The organism is Sphaerochaeta globosa str. Buddy (assembly GCF_000190435.1).
Taxonomy (GTDB): Bacteria; Spirochaetota; Spirochaetia; order Sphaerochaetales; family Sphaerochaetaceae; genus Sphaerochaeta; species Sphaerochaeta globosa.
In genome coordinates, this window is sequence record NC_015152.1 from 869,518 (window position 1) to 887,251 (window position 17,734).

Genomic DNA, 17,734 nt, shown 5'->3' on the forward strand with positions numbered 1-17,734 from the left:
TACAAAGGAGTAGTTGTATGGCCAAACAGCAAAAAAAGGGTCTGAAGGGGTATTATCTGACCACCTTCCTTATCGGGCTTGGATTCTTCACCATGGGACTTATGGACCCTTTGTATGACACGTACGTGCCGATTTTTTTGGCACGATTCGTTGAATCCAAAGCTTTGATCGGCTCCATCATGACCTTTGACAATATGCTGGCCATTTTTCTGATTCCCGTATTCAGCGCCATCAGCGATCGGACGCATACAAGAATCGGTCGGAGAATGCCGTTCATCGTCATTTGCCTGCCGGTAACCGCCGTAGCATTCGGCCTTATTCCTTTCTCGGCTCTCACGAGCCTGTGGTTGCTTATCCTGTTGGTCTTTGTGCTCAACCTGTTCAAACAGGCAGTCAGGGGCCCCGTCGTCGCCCTGATGCCCGATATGATTCCTGGAAACCTTCGCAGTGAAGCAAACGGGGTGATCAATACCATGGGTGGCATCGCTACCATTGTGGGTACCGTGGGGCTTGCCCGTCTGATGGACATCCCGATCAATCTGCCCGGGTACGGTCCAACCAAGGAAATCCTTGCGTTCCCCATCTCTTCGGTGTTGGTTGTATTTGCAGTCATTCTGCTTTTCTTCTTTGTGAAAGAGAAGAAGGCGATCGAGCATGGAGCAAGTGAGAAGAAGGAGCCGATTCTTGCTTCCCTGAAGGTGATCTTCGGCGAGCAGGATAAGAGTGCGCTCTTCATCCTATTCTCCTTGCTTTTCTGGTTTATCGGGTATCAGGGGATATTGCCGTTCGTCGGCCTGTACTCAAAGGATATTCTTCAGACCAGCAGCGGCACAGCAAGCCTGGCTGCCGGTATGGTCGGCATTGCCTATGCAATCTTTGCCATTCCTTCGGGAATCGTAGCCCATCGCATCGGACGAAAGAAAACCATTCGCATCTCCCTTGCCGTTTTGGTGGTACTCCTGGCGGGAATTTTCTTCCATGACCCGCTTACTTCGCACCTCAGTGCAGCGCTGCGCCAATATACCTTCTGGGCTTTGCTGTTCTGCTTCGGCATTTTCTGGGTATCGGTAGTGACCAACAGCTTCCCCATGCTTTGGCAGATGTCAACCTACCAAACCGTCGGTATTTACACGGGACTGTACTACTTCTTCAGCCAGCTTGCTTCGATCATTTCTCCTCCGATCACCGGAGCGTTCATTGATTTCTTTGGGTTCAGGGCAATTTTCCTCTACGGTTCAGTCTCCATGCTGATTGCTTTCTTCTTGATGGGAAAGGTAACGCGTGGGGAACCGCAGGATGATGAAGGGCAGAACTAGAAAGCGATAATACCCAGGTGCTCCAGCAGAATCTTCAAACCGATGAGGATGAGCACCACACCGCCTGCAATACCTGCTTTGCTTTGCAGGCGGTTGCCGAACCTGTTTCCGATTGCCACCGCGAGCAAGGAGAGCAGAAAGGTGACGATCCCGATCAGCGTTACTGAGAAAAGGATATCGGTGTTGAGGAACGCCAGCGTTATCCCTACCGCCAGTGCATCGATGCTGGTGGCAATGGCGAGTAACAGCAGCTCCTTCATATCGAGTCGATCGACCGTTTGAACCGGGCAGGTAGGATCTTCAGTAAGGGAATCGTACAGCATTTTCGAGCCGATGATAGAAAGCAGGATGAAGGTTATCCAATGGTCGACACTGGTAATATAGTGTTCAAATTGGATGCCCAGCGTCCATCCCAAAAGAGGCATCACGGCTTGGAAGAAGCCAAAGAAGAGGGCGATAATTACGGCTTGTCCGTAGTTGATCCGCCTCATTCTTAGGCCTTTGCATAAGGATACAGCAAAGGCATCCATGGCAAGGCCGCAAGCGATCAACAGTAGTTCTAAGACTCCCAAACCTGATTTCCCCCGCAATTCATAGGGCTGAGTATAGGAGGTTTAGCGGACTAGGACAAGATTCAGGGAACAAAAGATAAAAAAGTCGTAGTGTTGGAAATACAACATACCCATCGAGAATAATGCCTTACAGTACGGGTGTTCCAAACAAGAAGGAGTAAGAAATCCATGTTCAAGAATTTCAAAGCGTCCGAAGTGCAAATGTTTGCCGATCTGGTCCACTATCAAGAAGGCCAGGTGGTCAGCAAGACGTTCGCACAGGACAAGCATCACAGCCTTACTTTGTTTGCCTTCGAGAAAGGGGAGGAGATCAGCACCCACGCAAGTGGCGGGGATGCGTTGGTCATCGCCTTGGATGGAGTAGGAGAAGTGACGATTGACGGCCGCAAGTTTAGCTTAGGTGCCGGAGAATCGATTCTCATGCCCAGCAATGTAGCACATTCCGTATATGCACCAGAGCGTTTCAAGATGTTTCTGGTAGTCAGTTTTTAAGAATAGTACGTAAGGAGAAAGAACGAATGGACAATAAGATGTTCTGTTTTCAGTGTCAGGAAGCTGCCCGCAATTTTGGGTGTACACAAGTCGGCGTCTGTGGCAAGCAGCCAGCCACTTCGAATTTGATGGACCTTATGCTCTGGGTTACCAAAGGCCTCAGTCAGGTTACCACTAGACTGCGCTCCGAAGGCAAGCCCGTGGACAAGGATGTCAATCACATCGTTACGTACAATCTCTTCCAGACAATAACCAATGCGAACTTTGATGATGATAAGGTAGTTGAACGCATTCTGCTTACCATTGCTGCAAAGGAGAAGTTGCTTGCTTCCCTTTCGGATACGAAGAACCTCAGCGAAGCTGCACGTTTCAACAACGTTGATACTACCACCTATGCAGAACTTGCCAAGACGGTCGGTGTTCTTGTCGAGACCAATGAGGATGTGCGCAGTCTCAAGGAACTGATCATGACCGGCTTGAAGGGTGTATGCGCTTATACCAAGCATGCCAACAACCTGATCAAGGAAAATGAAGAACTGGATGCATTCATCCAGAGCGCTCTCTCCGACCTTCTTGCAAAGAAGACCGTCGATGAATTGGTAGCCCTTACCCTGGAGACCGGTAAGTGGGGTGTTGCAGGCATGGCTCTGCTGGATGGTGCCAATACCGGTGCATACGGTAATCCTGAGATTACTAGAGTAAAACTCGGCGTCGGCAAGAACCCGGGCATCCTGATCAGCGGTCACGACCTTCGCGACCTGGAGATGTTGCTCGAGCAGACTCAAGGAAGCGGTGTTGATGTCTATACCCACTCTGAGATGCTTCCCGCCCACTACTATCCCGCATTCAAGAAGTACCCCAACTTCTATGGCAACTACGGCAACGCCTGGTGGATGCAGAAGAAGGAATTTGAATCGTTCAATGGTCCCATCCTGATGACCACCAACTGTATCGTTCCTCCGGCTGCATCGTACAAGGCACGCTTGTTCACCACCGGTGCAACGGGGTTCCCGGGCTGCAAGCATATCAGCGGCAGCATCGGTGAGTACAAGGATTTCAGTGAGATTATCGCCCTTGCAAAGACCTGTCCGCCCCCGACCCAAATCGAGGATGGTGAACTGGTGGGTGGTTTCGCCCACGAGCAGGTTTTCGCCCTTGCCGACAAGGTTGTCGACGCTGTGAAGAGCGGAGCCATTAAGAAGTTCGTGGTCATGGGTGGCTGTGACGGCCGATCCAAGAGCCGTGACTACTATACTGAGTTTGCGAAGGCCCTGCCCAAGGATACCGTGATTCTGACTGCAGGTTGTGCCAAGTACAAGTACATCAAGCTCAACCTCGGTGACATCGGTGGTATTCCCCGCGTGCTCGACGCCGGTCAGTGCAATGACTCGTATTCCTTGGCCCTCATCGCCTTGAAACTGAAGGAAGTTTTCGGCTTGGACGACATCAACGATCTGCCGATCGCCTACAATATTGCCTGGTATGAGCAGAAAGCTGTTATCGTCTTGCTTGCACTGCTGTACCTCGGAGTGAAGAATATTCATCTCGGACCCACATTGCCTGCATTCCTCTCACCGAATGTAGCAAACGTACTGGTTGAGAACTTCGGCATTGCCGGCATCTCTTCTGTTGAGGACGACCTGAAAGCCTTGATCGGCTAATCGTTTGGTCTAATTTGAGAAGGGAGCTCCCGTTGTGTGGGAGCTCCCTTTTTCGATACATACCTTGTGTATCTAGCTTTTGCTAGAAATACCACCGCAATGCGGCCCAGGCCAAGGAGTTGGGACCATAGGTCCCGAACGTTCCCTCCTTGTCACCCAAGAATACATCGAACCCTCCTTCCAGAAGTACCCCATTCCCAAAGTTGTACGAGACCGACGGACGCAGGAGGCCATTGAGCGGTTCGGTTTCAAGGTAGGCGAATAGTCGTACGGTCAACTGCTCATCGAAAAATGTGTCCTGCACCCTGAAGGTGAACGTATGAGCAAACTCCTTGACTGGTTTCATCTGGGAAACCAGCGTATCGGTATGGTCGTGGGTATATACCATCAGGTACTGGCTTGACCATTGGGCTCCCAACATATTCCAGTCAAGTCCGACCAAACCTTGTAGTTGGGAATGTCTCTCAATCGTAATGGGAGGGTTTTGGGATGTATCAAGACTGTTTATTGGTTTATCCAGTGCCAAGGCTCCCTCGCCTCGTAGCACTATGCTTGCTACGGTAGTATTGAAGCTGCCGCCTACAAAACCGTAACGCTCATAGCTTTGGGAAATCTCTCGAGTAGAAGGGGTGGGAGCTGTTACCGATTGCACCAACGGCTCATCAGTGAACACATACCCTGTATTGAGTTTCCAGTTGACAGCATTGCCGAAATGGCCGAAGGATAGGAATATCTCACTGTTTTCGAAGCTTGCAACCGGCATGGTGGGCTCGAAGATTGTTGTGGAGGTGATTGAAGGAGGGAAGGGAAAGGAAGGTGATTGCGCCCACATGGAGTCAGACGATGGAAGGGATGTCGGGATGAAGTGGGTAACCCAGATACCTTGCATCGTGTACGACCCGGCATAGTAGTCCACCTTGATGGCAGGCACAGCCTTACGAATTTCACTGAAGTCGGCAAGAATAAAGGACCGCATGTCCCTCGGGCTTACCACATCGGTGATAAACGCACCTTCAGCCTCTCCCCAGATTATTTTCTGCTTGCCAATTCGTACATCCGCTGAATCCAGATAGAAATCAAAATAGGCCTCCGACAAATCAAATTGCAGGGCTTTGTTGGGATTACTGTACAACACCGGGTGGAGCGTCAGCCGACCCAGATCAGAAGTGTGTTCATACACTATGTTCACCGTTTGTTCATGAACCGGCATATCCATGTTCTCCAAGCGCACTACAGCATAGTCACGAAGCATCCCGCTGAATGTACCGTCAGCAACGAGGGCAGAGAGGCTGGCCAGGATAAGCAACAGATAGGCGATGAGTATTTTTTGTTTGTTTCTCATGATTTACCCCCGTGGTCCCATTTTCATTTGTCGTTCAGTGAAAAAGTTGTCACCAAAGTCTTGATTGAATGCAACCTCCTTCATCTGGATGCGGGTTGAAGTCTGTTTTTTCCAATCTTTCATGGTCATATCGGTGATTACATAGATGCCGTCGACTTTCTCAAACGCTTCGATGCTCAGTGTCTTTCCTAACGTACCATCTTGGGTGTAGAACTCTTTTTTCAACCCAAACCATTCTCCTTCCACAACCCACGAGAGGGTACGAGGATAGTCTTCATCCCCTTTTGCAATGCTTTGAACTACTAGTGTGGATGTTCCCTGTATCAGTTCCGTTCTCAGTACTGTATGGGTATCGAGATCCGGGTGGCGGCTACCCATGTCATCATAGGTGAAGTCCGATCCCATGAACGAGTCATTCTTGCTGTCCGAAGCGATGCGCTTGACCCGTTTCAGTGCAGGCAGGTAGATATATTGTGCATCAGAGCGGCCATCCTCGTAGCTTAGACTCAAAAAACTGGTGTTGCGGACATCGCTAGGCGATAAAAAAAACATCAGCTTGCTCTCTACACCCTCGCTGTCCATCCTATATTGGACAATACTCCGTTCACGAACTGATCCCTTTGCATTGGTCAGCGTCATAACCAGATTTGCCCGCATGGTATCACCGCTGTCGCGGTAATACACTTCCTGCATAACCTGTTCACCCGTATAGCTTGTGGCGTACAGTCCCGATATCCCAAGTACCAGCGCGATGACCAGTACAATGCTTTGGTGCCGTTTTTGTTTTCTCATGTGATGCTCCTCTGTGAAATTTGATTGATGCGTTTCGGAAAGAGATGATTTGAACGATCGAGATAGTGAACCAGGACAACCAAGACGGTAAGCGTGCCTATGGCACTGGTTGCCATATTCAGGATGATTAAAGCTCCTACCTGCCTATTGGGAGGGAATACGCTGAACAGCAGGATGGCGAAGCCTCCCATGACGGCAATGGCATTAAAGATAATGGCTCGACCGGTATATACCAACGTCTCCATGGTTGCTTCCTCAAGGTTTTTCCCCGCAAGACGGGTATTTGTGTAGTGCTCAAGAAAGTGGATGGCGTAATCGACTCCGATACCGATGGCGATGCTGGTGATCAACGCGGTGGCGCTGCTCAGGGGAATATTGAGAATTCCCATGACAGCAAAGTTGACTACTGCCGTGATTGCAATGGGCACAGTACCGACAATGCCGACACGTACATTACGAAACAGCAGGGCCAAGAGGACAAAGATAATGCCGAATGAGATGATCAGACTGATGATTTGCCCTTCCAACAGCAGCTCACTGAAGACAAAGGTCTTGTACCCGGTTCCTGCATACCCAATGGTGATGTCAAGCGCTGTGAAGGCCGCTTGATAGGATTCGACGGTAGCAAGTACACCCTTGAGAACAGCGGAGCTGTCACTTTTTAGTTGCACCGTGATGTTTGCCTTGGAGTAGGTATAGTCTATGACTTGTTCGAGCGTTTGTGGGTCACCGGAGAATTCGTAGAGCAAGAGATATTGGCTGATAAGTTCTTGGGAGTCAGGAATGCTATACCCGTTTTCAGTGTCCTCCTCCATGACTTGATTCATTTGCTTTATAAACGTTGCCAAAGAAAGGGTATTGCCTACGATGGAGTCTGATTCCAGTTCGGCTTGCATCCTGTCCATGGTTTGCAACACGGTTGGGTCCTTGAAGATGTCCTCTCGTTCGGAGGAAAGTATGATATTCAAGGTGGAGGTGCCGCCAAACTTTGCATTCACATACTGGTCAGTCTCTACGATGGGACTGTCCTTTTCAAAATTTGCCAGAAAGCTTGTGTCGATCCAGACTTTGCTGGTTCCCCAGATGCCAACGACAAGAATGATTACAGACAGTACCACAATGAATTTCGGCCGTTGCATGATTACACCATTGAGTCTGGTCATCGCAGAAGGTTTTGTCAGGTTCTGTTGTTTCTGCTTGTACTTGGGTATGCCCAAAAGATGAATGGAAGCTGGAAACAGCAAGAGTGAGAGGACCATTTCACCCAGTACTCCGATGGCGGCAAAGAGTCCAAAATACCGTACGGGGAGAACTTGGCTGCTCATCAGGGCAACAAAGCCGATGGCGGTGGTGAGTGCAGTCATGAAAATGGGTCTGATCATCTGCCTTACTGCTTCTCTTGCAAGCTCATCCTTGCCGATATTTGGAAAGTCAGTGCTCAGGTGATGGATCGTGTTGTGCATGTGGATGCCATAGGCAACTCCAATTGCTATCAACATGACTGGAATCATGGTATCCACTGCGTAAATGGGTATGTGAAAGAGTGTCATGGTGCCAAATGCGAGCAATGTCCCAAAAAGGACAATGACCATGTTCAGTACCGTGTCCCTGATAGAGCGGAGCAAGAAATAGAGCAGAAGGATCATGGTAAGAATGACCAGGGGAAACATGATGGCCATGTCTTTCGGCCCTAGTTCTGCCAGGGAGCCCTCAATAATCGGTCTTCCTGCAATTCTCAAGGTCTGTGGGCCTTCCCACTGACCAATCCAAGTGAGCAAGTCTTTTTGCAAGGTTTTCGTGTCAGCGTCTTTGGTCAGCTCGGCAATAATGAGTGTAGCGGTACCATCCTTGCTCACATTGCGACCGTAGATCATGGGATTGGCTTCTACATCGGCCTCCAGCGTGCTGAGTGCTTTCTCACTCGTGCTTCCTGTAAAGAACGGTTCAACTTCCAGGAATCCGTCGGCACTCTGGATATTGTTGGCGGTAGTCAGAGAGATTACGTTTTCAAAAGCATCGAAGTCCTGTTGCAAGCCGTTTGTGATGGCCTCAATCTTCTCAATCGTGGCTGCGTTGTAAATTCCCCGTTTGTCTTCAAGCACGATGAGAATCGCATCTCCAATACCAAAAAGTTGCTCGGAGTCATCGCTTGCAACGAATGCAGGATGAGTCTTTGGCATGTACTCGGTAAGGTCGGTTTCCAGACTTGCTGAATTGAAGATTGAGACAGCAAACAGGATCGAAAGCATAAGAAGTCCCAGAAGCAAAGCATAGGGGCGCTTTGCCAGAGCTAAGATGAATTTCATGTATCCTCCAAAAGTTAACGTTTACTTACTTATTGCAGACAAAGAATTGATTCCTCGTGCACTGTTCGATTAACTCAAATTGAACAGAATGACCAGACTGTTCGCAATCGGGGTAGCTTGGTTGATGAGACTGGTATGCGCTTTTTGCAAGTGCCACCTGGAGACGGAAAGACGAATGGAGCCAAACGTGATGATTGCAAGTTGCTGGGGTTCAAGATCAGCTCGGCAGGATCCAGATTTGATCGCTTTCTGATAAAACAGGACAAGACGAGACAGATTACCCTCCATAAGGGCGAGCAGTTCGCTTTGCAACTGTGGATCCACGTTAAAGGTTTCTTCCGCGAATAGCATAAGGGTGAAGGCGGAATTATGCTCCAATAAGCTGAAGAGTCCTGAAAGAAACGAAAGCAATGATTCGGAAAAGGATGCATCCGCATTGAGCAATGTTTCAAATCTGGGGGAGAGTATCTCATTGAGATGCGTGAGGATGGCTTTGAGAAGTTCATGTTTGCTTTCGAAATGGCGGTACACTGCTGCCTCACTGACGCCGATTGCCGATGCAACATTCCTGATGGTAAGTTTTTGGATGCCCTCTGTAGCGGTGAGTTTGATAGCAGCCTCAATCAATTCCAGTTGCCTTGGTGTTTGCATGGCACTCTCCTCTGTAAGTTAACGATGACTAACGTACCTCTTTTCCATATCTTTGACAAGTAGCCATCGGACGTTTCTTGGAGAATTTTGCTTGCCATGCCGTCCCCGACAAGGGATACTAGTACTATGGACAGTGCAAAAAGTATGGCAAAAGCCAGTGAATTTCAGAGTGCAAAGGTTATTGTGGAGCGCTATCTCTCGCTGCATGCAGAAGGGTCCTATACTTATCGCCCCTTCATGAAGAAAGGTATCTACCGAGGCAAGGATTACCGCTATCATGCAGATCTGAAAGCATTGCTGCCGCAGGCTGCGCTGGGGACTTTTTCGTATATTTGGGGTACCTATGAAGCAGCAGACCAGATGAGTCTGCGTTTTGCCCTCATTCCCTACGGTCCGGTGAGAATCTATGTAAACAATACGCTTGCCGCTCGAAGTGACATCTTCAGTGAGCGCTACCGCTCCAAGCAAATTTTTGACCTTCCTCTGCATAAAGGATTGAATGACCTGCTGTTGGTGTGTGAGAACACCAGCGGAGGGTTCGGCTGTGAGTTTGGTACCTGGGTGGGTAAACTCGATTACTACTTCCTCATGCCCTCACGTAATCCCTGTATGGAAGGTCTCTGGTATTCCGAGCCGCAGGAAGTCCCGCTTGAAAAAATTACGAGCGATACGTTGAACCAGCTTTCCTGGCTGCCTCATCTTCCTGATTTCGCCTCTGAGCATCTGGACCTGCAGGAAGTTTTCCCCCAAGCCTCACACGATGACTGGGCTGTGGTGGCCACATCATTTTCTGTTGACAAGGACACATGGTGCAACCTCGAATGTGATGCAGAGCTCTCCTTGGATGGGCAGTTGGTTGGAAGCTCGGTGGAAGTCTCATCCGGCGAACATACGTTGGTGCTGTATGCAAGGATAGGGAAGGGCGTGAGCATGAGTATCACGCAAGCCCAAAAAGGAACTCCCATTTCTATTCATCATCCGGTTCTTGGTTCAGAGGCTTCCTACCGCTATGCCATTTGTGGACCCTTTGCGGTACGCCCGCAGGGTTTTGCAATGCAGTTCACCAAGCCATTTTCCACCATGACCGGCCTCGATTTCTGGCACTTGGAGGGTGGCGATACCTATCTGAGGATGTACAACGACAATCCTTTGTTTGGTCATTGGAACTATCCATTGGGAGTCACGTTGTACGGTCTGGTGGAAACGGAGCGCATGTTCAAGGATTTTGACCCGGAATTGTCAGTACAGATTCATGCCTATCTGAAACGGCATATCCAAGCAAGCATCGATACCTATGACTATGCGATGTGGGATAAGGATACGCTTGGCGGTGCTACGGCGGTTCATCATTTGATGACCAGCCTCGACAGCCTCGATGACTGCGGCAGTTTTGGTTCGACGGTGCTGGAAATTGCCAAAGACCATGAGCTCTCATCGTATGAGAAGCTCATTGCGGTGGTGGGTGATCATATCTGTAGGACCCAGCCCCGCTTGGCCGATGGGACGTTCTTTCGAACCGGCCTGATGCATGAGTTCCATGAGAACACCCTGTGGGTCGATGACCTGTACATGTCCGTGCCATTTCTCTGCCGTTATGCCCGCTATGCAGCCAACGCGGAACACCTCGATGATGCCGCCCGCCAGTTCTTTGGTTTTGCCAAGTACCTCTACATGAGCGAGCAGCAGCTGATGAGTCATGTCTATGACTTTGACCGCAATATTGCCACAGGCATCCCCTGGGGCAGGGGAAACGGTTGGGCCCTCTTCAGCCTTTCGGAGCTTCTGATGGTGCTGCCTGTGACGCATCCGAAACGGACCCAGCTTATCGCTCTGTTCAGAAATCTCAGCGCCGGCTATCTGCGTCTGCAGGATGATAAGGGTATGTTCCATCAGGTGTTGAATATGAAAGAGAGCTATCAGGAGAGCAGTTGTACGGCAATGTTTGCTTGTGCCTTCTCCCGGGGTGTTCGACATGGTTGGTATGAGGATCCCCAGCCGTACCGGGATGGATGCATCAAAGCCTGTGAAGGGCTCAAAGAGATGGCCATCGATACCGATGGCCACGTCTGGGGTGTGTGCAGAGGTTCTGAGTTCTCCTGCTCCAAGCACTATTATGCCCAGGAGCTGTTGCCCCGCCTGGATGATACCCACGGAATCGGCATCATCCTGCTCGCTTTGTGCGATCGGATGAAGCTCGACTAGCCTTTCAGTCCGGTAGTTACCAAGCCCTGGACAATATACTTCTGGAAAATCAGGAAAATGACGAGAACCGGAAGCAGGGTAAGCGTCCCCATGGCAAAGATGGCCGACCAGTCGGTGGAATTCATGGGGTCGCTGAACATGCGAAGAGCAAGCGAGACGGTAAACAACCGGGGCTTGTTCAAAAAGAGCAACGGACCCAAAAAATCATCCCAACGCCAATAGAAACTGAAAATCGTACTGGTGATGACCGCAGGTTTGATCAGGGGGAACAAAATCCTGGAATAGATCATGAAGCGGTTGCAGCCGTCGATTTTTGCTGAATCGTCCAGCTCATAGGGAATCTGGCGTATGAACTGCACCATGAGGAAAATGAAGAAGGGCAGTCCTGCAAACTGGGGGATGATCAAGGGCTTGAAGCTGTTGATCCATCCGAGCTTGTGGAAAATGATGAACTGAGGGACCATGACCACCTGATACGGAACCATCATGGTCATGAACATGCAACCATACCAGAATGTGCGTCCTCTGAAGGGCACCCGGGCAAAGCCGTAGGCAACCAGGGAAGAAGCGATCACAGATCCAATGGTAGAGAGGATGGTGTAGTAGAATGAGTTATAGAAAAAGGTGGTGAAGGTTACTGAGTTGTTGAACTTCCATCCACGGGCATAGTTCTCAAAGTGGAATGTTTTTGGGATCAGTGAAGTGGAGTTGAAAATCTCTGCATTGTCCTTGAATGAGTTGGAGACCATCCAGAGGATTGGATAGAGCATGATGAAGCCCAGCAGAATCACCACGATGTGGAAAACCACCTGCCCGAGCATGTGTTTGATTTTATAGTTCGTCATCTTATTTGCCCTCCTTTGCTTCATAGAAGACCCAGGAGCTGGAGGTCTTGAAGACGATGCCGGTCATCACGCCGATGATGAGTACCAAGACCCATGCCATGGCGCTGCTGTAGCCCATGTTGTAGTACTTGAAAGCCCGCTGGTAGAGATACAGTGCATATACCAGCGTTGAGTTCAGCGGGTCTCCCGTACCACCGGAGACCACGAAGGCCTGGGTGAAGACGGTAAAGCCGTTGATCAGCTGCATGACCAGGTTGAAGAAGAGAACCGGAGTGATTTGGGGAACGGTGATATTGAGGAACTTCCTGAAAGAGCCGGCTCCATCAATGGATGCAGCTTCATACAGTTCCCTGGGAATCTGACGCAGTCCAGCCAGGAAAATCAGCATGGACGAACCAAATTGCCAGATTGCAAGGATGATGAGCGTCCAGATTGCGGTATCGGGGTTGCCGATCCACGAACTCTGGGTGATGATACCGATTTTTGCAAGGGCTGCGTTCAGCGCCCCATCGGCCATAAAGAGCCTGCGCCACATCACCGCTATTGCAATCGAACCACCCACGAGGGAGGGCACATAGTAGATTGCCTGATAGAAACGTATGGCACGCGTGCCGCGGTTGAAGAGCATTGCGACAAAGAATGCGAAAATCAGACGAAGAGGGACGGATACAAACGCATAGAAGAAGGTGACTTTCAAGGATTGCCAAAAGAGGTGGTCACCTGCCATTCTCCTGAAGTTTTCCAAACCGTTGAAGACCGGCTCTCCGAGGATGTCATAGTCTGTGAATGAATAATAGAGAGAGAAGAGGATCGGTATGATGGAAAAAGCTACGAATCCAAGCAACCAAGGGCTGATGAATGCGTACCCTGCAGCATCTTCCATCAAAGCTCGGGTGCGTTTGTTGATATGCTTCATGGAAACTCCTTGAACAGTGGCAAGGTATACAGGGAGACCTGCGTTTGCAGGCCTCCCATCCATAGTGAGGGGTAGTTATTTGAGAATCTGGTTTCCCTGGGTCATGATCTTGGAAACACCAGCGTCCAAGCTGACGCGCTTGTACAGGATTTCCTGGGTGACGTCACGGACCATCTTCAAAAATTCACCGGATCCGGCAGGATCGGGAGGATCAATCGGACCAGCATTCTTGGAAGCAAGGCTGATGTAATCAAAAATCTGCTTGTTGATTGCATCGACCTTGGTAGACATATGCTCGCGTACATCATCGGGAATGGGAACGCCGCGTTCACCCATCAACACATCATTGACAGACGTGTCATTGAGGAAGTAGTTGAGGAACTTGGCAGCAGCTTCCGGATTCTCAGCAGAAGCGGGGATTGAGAAGAACATCGAAGGCTTGAGGAAGGTTCCCTTGGCCTTGGCATTCTTGATGTTGGGCAGTAAGGCCAACTTGAGCGGGCGCTTGGCAGCAGCCTGTTGTGATACGAACTGGTTGGACCAAATGTACTCTACCCATGAGCGGCCTTTTGCGAATTCACCTTCTTCAGGAGTAACGCTGACAAAGGCTACTTCAGGAGCGACCAACGCACCGGCTTCGAGCAGTCTGAGCTGGATTGCATAGAACTCGCGCAGGACAGTGGTGTCGGTGAAGCCCAAGCCGGTCTTTCCGTAGGTTGAGGCACCGGTTTGGCGGATCATGTTGTCGAATCCCACTTTGGGATCGGTAGTGAAGAAGGGGAGGGTTTTTACACCGGTCTTGCGATAGATTTCGAGAGCGATGCGCTCAAAATCTTCCCAAGTCCAAGTAGCACTATCGGGTTCGGCAATGCCGGCCTTAGCAAGTACTGCCGGGTCGTAGGCCAGACAGACAGCGTTGGTGCCGAGACTGATACCGTAGAGCTTGCCGTTCACCCTTCCGCCTGAGAGGAAGGATTCATTTACCTTGGACAGGTTGATGATGCCTTTCTGTACATACGGGGTGAGGTCTGCGAGCTGATTGCGGGATACCCATTGCAGCATGTATGCATAGTCGTGCTGCATCAGATCGGGAAGGCTCCCTGCCGCGGCCTGGGTGTTCATTTTGTCCCAGTATCCACCCCAACCGGTAGTCTCGGTTTCAATCGTGATTTCTGGGTACTTGGCCATGAACAGATCTACTGCTTTCAGGGTGCGCTCATCACGGGTAGGGTTTCCCCACCAAGCGAGGCGCATGGTTGAACTTGTGCTCTCTTCGACAGCTGGCTGGGCGAAGATAAAACTCGGCACCAGAAGCATGCATACGAGGGCGATGATGAGAAGGTTCCTTTTCATGTTCTAACTCTCCTTTTGAATCGTTTCTGACTCTATTTTCATCTGGTTGAACCAGAATCAAATGCGCTTAAGACATACGTGTAACAGTACCCTTACTCTATAGTTTGACAGGTTTTTCTGATTCCGCAATAACTGTATAGTCAATTTTTAGCACGATTTTGTCAGGATTGTGATTCAATTAAGTATTTTCTTGCAAGGAAAAGGCATAAACTACATAGGTAGTTGTTGGTGTCAGATTACGGATGTGACACAACGCATAAAAAGAACCTCCAAACGATATGTTCGGAGGTTCTTGAATCCATGAAAGAATACTGTTAGTTGTTTACACGCTCTAGGTATTCCTTGGTTTCCGTATTCACGCGGATTCTCTCACCTTGCTTGATGAAGATGGGAACGCGAACCTTCAGTCCGGTTTCGGTGGTGACGTACTTGGTTGCACCCTGTACGGTGTCACCCTTGACGGCTTCCTCAGCCTCTGCCACAAAAAAGACTACCTTGGGGGGTACTTGGATTTCCAACAGCTGGGCTTCCCAGAAAGTACAGCGGTAGGTTTCTCCGTCCTTCATCAGATACTGGTAGTCGGGGAAGTTGCCCATCGGCACTTCTATCTGCTCGAAATTGTCAGTCAACATCAGGTGGAAGTTCTCCCCATCGTTGTACAGATACTGACAGTCTCGATCGACTACGGTGATATCCTCGGCATTGTCCTGGCTCTTCATTGTCTCTTGCAGCGTCTGGCCGGTGGAAGGGCTTTTCAGCTTCAGGCGTACGAAAGCAGAGCCTTTTCCGGGGTTTACAAATTCACGGTCGATGCACACAAAGGGCTGTCCTTTGATCAACAAGGCGGTTCCCTTATCGATTTGACCTGCTTTAATCATGCTAATTACCTCGTATAGTTACAAATTGCGCGTATTTCCACTGGTCAGCATACCAGAAAGGGGAAAAAGAATCACCCCCTCAAGGTCGCTTTTTCCCATGAGCAACATCTGCAGCCGGTCAAGTCCCATGGCAACGCCCGAACAAGGGGGCATGGCAGAGAAAACTGAGGCCAAGGAAGGGTCTACATCAGGAATCACCGTGCCGCTTTCTTCCCGCTTTTGGACAAGGCGTGCATACTCATCACGGTAGTATGCTTGGATTGTTGCCTGGTCCCGGTCCTCATCATAACAGTTTGCAACTTCCACTCCCTTTACATACAACTCCCAGCGCCGCCTGTAGGCACCATCCTGCTGGGCCAGGCACTCAATCTGTTTGGGATAGCGTTCAAGTACCAAAGGGCTTTCTTGTGGAAGGTTGGGTTCGACGAAGGTTAAGAAAATTCGGTTGAAGGTTTCCTCCCAACTTTCAGGTTCATCTGGCAGGGTCAGTCCCAGCCTTTTTGCTTCTTGGGCAAGTGTGGCTTGTTTTTGGTGTTTGTCAAGGTCGACGCCGGCATACTGCTGCATCGCCTCGGCGACGCTGAGCCTGGCAAATGGTGGGCGTAGGTATTTTGGACTGTCTTTGGGAAGCAGGGAAGCGAACAACTCTTCGGTGATACGAATTGATTCTTCCTCATCGGCTCCCACCGTATAATACTCAAGCATGGAGAACTCAGGATTATGGATATGTCCCAGCTGCTCGCTGTTGCGGAAACAGTGGCCGATCTGATACACACTGCCCAAGCCTCGGGCGATAAGTTGTTTCATGAAAATTTCCGGTGAGGGAACCAGATACAACTCGGTGGAGGGGAGAAACGGATTTTGGAAACGCGTAGAAAAGTTTTCGATAGTGGACTCGGGAATGAGGGTGGTGCTTAAAATCGGGGTGTCGACCTCGGTGTAGTCGCGTTCATCGAAAAAGGATCGGATATTTCGGTAGAGGATACTGCGGAATTTTGCTGCTGCTTTCATGGCCGAATCATAGCCAAACCGCCTCCTGTGTTGCAAGTATCGCTATCGCTACGGTATAATCGCGCTTATGAAAGGATATGTTACTGATGACATCATCTATGCCCTTGCAACCGCCTGGGCGCAGAGTGCCCTTGCGGTGGTCAGGGTCAGTGGCCAGGGGTGCAGAAACCTGCTTAGTACCCGGTTTTCACGGCCTAAAGCCTTGATTGAGGCGGCAAATGCAACCTTGGTGCATGGCTACCTCCGCGATGGGAATGGTTCTGCCATTGATGAAGTCGTTGCTGCTGTATATACAGACGGACACGGATACACAAAAGAAGAGTCCGTGGAATTTTCGTGTCATGGCTCGCTTGCAGTGATCAAGGAAATTCTCGCCCTTTTCAACCACCTGGGCATGCGCAGCGCAGAGGGCGGTGAATTCACGTTCCGAGCCTTCCTGCATGGCAGACTTGACCTGACCCAGGCCGAAGCCGTCGGTGAGTTGGTCTCCAGCCAAAGCCAGATTTCACGTTCCTTGGCCTTGGGCCGGCTGGAAGGAAGCCTCCGTGGACGGATAGCTGCAATGAAAGAGCAGCTGCTTGGCATTGTTGCAGCGGTGGAAGTCCAGCTCGACTATGCTGAGGATGAGCTGGATGAATTTGTTTTCCCTCGTTCTGGGTTGGTTGACCTTATCAAACAGGTCAAGGATCTCAGTGCAACCTACCAAATCGGCCGATTGTACAGGATGGGGGCTCGCATTGTACTCGCAGGCTCCACCAATGCAGGCAAGAGCTCGTTGTTCAACCTCCTGCTCAAGCAGGAGCGTTCCATTGTTAGCCCGGTACGGGGAACGACACGCGACTACATTGAAGCAGATTTGGATGTCCAAGGTATTCCGATTCGGCTTTATGATACCGCAGGATTGCGAGAAAGTGACGATGCCATTGAAAGCGAAGGTATCAGAAGGACCGAGCGGCTCATCGGCCAGGCCGACCTGGTAGTCTATCTGGTGGACAGTACCGAACTCGGTCATGTTCCAAAGGAAGATGAGCGCACCTTGGTCGTCTATAACAAGAGCGACCTTGTCAAGCCACCCAAAGGCAGGATGGCCATCAGTGCACAGACTGGCGAAGGGGTGCCGAATTTGTTGGCTGAGATAGCCAAACGATTGGCCAAGGGAAGTGTGTCCAGTGGGGATGAACAAGTGGTCATAGAATCAGAACGGCAGCATACGCTGCTTGAGAACGCCGCCCAGGCACTCCAGCGATGCTTGGTCCTTGTTGATCAGGATATACCACTGGATATAACCGCTGTTGAATTGGGAGAAGCTCTTCAGAACCTCGGAGAGCTGACGGGTGAAGTAACACCGGCTGACATTCTGCAAAAGATATTCAGCGGTTTTTGTGTAGGAAAATAAC

15 protein-coding genes are annotated in these 17,734 nt (G+C 50.1%); 5 read left to right on the forward strand and 10 right to left on the reverse strand.

What is annotated here, in order from left to right:
* Nucleotides 1-17: 17 nt before the first annotated feature.
* Nucleotides 18-1,316, forward strand: a complete 1,299-nt coding sequence (locus tag SPIBUDDY_RS04110; protein ID WP_013606499.1) for an MFS transporter — start codon at nt 18-20, stop codon at nt 1,314-1,316.
* Here SPIBUDDY_RS04110 and SPIBUDDY_RS04115 read toward each other — a convergent pair.
* On the reverse strand, nt 1,313-1,888 hold the full coding sequence (locus SPIBUDDY_RS04115) for a manganese efflux pump MntP (RefSeq protein WP_013606500.1): 576 nt from the start codon (nt 1,886-1,888) through the stop codon (nt 1,313-1,315). The two genes, SPIBUDDY_RS04110 and SPIBUDDY_RS04115, sit on opposite strands and share 4 nt — an antisense overlap.
* 168 nt (nt 1,889-2,056) lie before the next feature.
* On the opposite strand from SPIBUDDY_RS04115, the gene SPIBUDDY_RS04120 reads away from it, so the two are divergent.
* Together SPIBUDDY_RS04120 and hcp are read left to right on the forward strand one after the other, a co-directional pair.
* Nucleotides 2,057-2,380, forward strand: a complete 324-nt coding sequence (locus tag SPIBUDDY_RS04120; RefSeq protein ID WP_013606501.1) for a cupin domain-containing protein — start codon at nt 2,057-2,059, stop codon at nt 2,378-2,380.
* A gap of 26 nt (nt 2,381-2,406) precedes the next feature.
* Nucleotides 2,407-4,041: a hydroxylamine reductase gene (gene hcp / locus SPIBUDDY_RS04125; protein ID WP_013606502.1), complete on the forward strand. Its 1,635-nt coding sequence runs from the start codon at nt 2,407-2,409 to the stop codon at nt 4,039-4,041.
* 82 nt (nt 4,042-4,123) lie between these two features.
* Here hcp and SPIBUDDY_RS04130 read toward each other — a convergent pair whose 3' ends face one another.
* From SPIBUDDY_RS04130 to SPIBUDDY_RS15625, 4 genes are all read right to left on the reverse strand, one after another.
* Nucleotides 4,124-5,383, reverse strand: coding sequence for a DUF1302 family protein (locus SPIBUDDY_RS04130; protein WP_013606503.1), 1,260 nt, complete (start codon nt 5,381-5,383; stop codon nt 4,124-4,126).
* Nucleotides 5,384-5,386: 3 nt separating this feature from the next.
* Nucleotides 5,387-6,175 (reverse strand): outer membrane lipoprotein-sorting protein, encoded by a 789-nt coding sequence (locus tag SPIBUDDY_RS04135; protein WP_013606504.1) that lies wholly within the window; start codon nt 6,173-6,175, stop codon nt 5,387-5,389.
* Complete coding sequence (locus SPIBUDDY_RS04140; protein WP_013606505.1) at nt 6,172-8,481, reverse strand: efflux RND transporter permease subunit; 2,310 nt, start codon at nt 8,479-8,481, stop codon at nt 6,172-6,174. Before SPIBUDDY_RS04140 ends, SPIBUDDY_RS04135 begins: the two co-directional genes overlap by 4 nt.
* Before the next feature lie 69 nt (nt 8,482-8,550).
* Nucleotides 8,551-9,132 carry a TetR/AcrR family transcriptional regulator gene (locus tag SPIBUDDY_RS15625; RefSeq protein WP_013606506.1) on the reverse strand — a complete coding sequence of 194 codons (582 nt, stop codon included), beginning with the start codon at nt 9,130-9,132 and terminating at the stop codon, nt 8,551-8,553.
* Nucleotides 9,133-9,258: 126 nt separating this feature from the next.
* Between SPIBUDDY_RS15625 and SPIBUDDY_RS04150 the strand changes: the two genes are divergently transcribed.
* Entirely contained in the window at nt 9,259-11,334 is a 2,076-nt protein-coding gene (locus SPIBUDDY_RS04150; protein ID WP_013606507.1) for a glycoside hydrolase family 88/105 protein, read from the forward strand.
* Here SPIBUDDY_RS04150 and SPIBUDDY_RS04155 read toward each other — a convergent pair.
* The 5 genes from SPIBUDDY_RS04155 to SPIBUDDY_RS04175 form a co-directional block, all read right to left on the reverse strand.
* Nucleotides 11,331-12,179, reverse strand: a complete 849-nt coding sequence (locus SPIBUDDY_RS04155) for a carbohydrate ABC transporter permease (RefSeq protein WP_013606508.1) — start codon at nt 12,177-12,179, stop codon at nt 11,331-11,333. The genes SPIBUDDY_RS04150 and SPIBUDDY_RS04155 overlap by 4 nt on opposite strands.
* 1 nt (nt 12,180) lies before the next feature.
* Nucleotides 12,181-13,095 carry a carbohydrate ABC transporter permease gene (locus tag SPIBUDDY_RS04160; RefSeq protein ID WP_013606509.1) on the reverse strand — a complete coding sequence of 305 codons (915 nt, stop codon included), beginning with the start codon at nt 13,093-13,095 and terminating at the stop codon, nt 12,181-12,183.
* A 75-nt stretch (nt 13,096-13,170) separates the two neighbouring features.
* Entirely contained in the window at nt 13,171-14,448 is a 1,278-nt protein-coding gene (locus tag SPIBUDDY_RS04165) for an ABC transporter substrate-binding protein (RefSeq protein ID WP_013606510.1), read from the reverse strand.
* 314 nt (nt 14,449-14,762) lie between these two features.
* On the reverse strand, nt 14,763-15,326 hold the full coding sequence (efp, locus tag SPIBUDDY_RS04170) for an elongation factor P (protein ID WP_013606511.1): 564 nt from the start codon (nt 15,324-15,326) through the stop codon (nt 14,763-14,765).
* An 18-nt stretch (nt 15,327-15,344) separates the two neighbouring features.
* Entirely contained in the window at nt 15,345-16,337 is a 993-nt protein-coding gene (locus SPIBUDDY_RS04175) for an amino acid--tRNA ligase-related protein (protein WP_013606512.1), read from the reverse strand.
* A gap of 67 nt (nt 16,338-16,404) precedes the next feature.
* Between SPIBUDDY_RS04175 and mnmE the strand changes: the two genes are divergently transcribed.
* The gene (gene mnmE, locus SPIBUDDY_RS04180) at nt 16,405-17,733 is read left to right on the forward strand and encodes a tRNA uridine-5-carboxymethylaminomethyl(34) synthesis GTPase MnmE (RefSeq protein WP_013606513.1); all 1,329 of its coding nucleotides are present in this window, start codon (nt 16,405-16,407) and stop codon (nt 17,731-17,733) included.
* Nucleotide 17,734 lies beyond the last annotated feature (1 nt).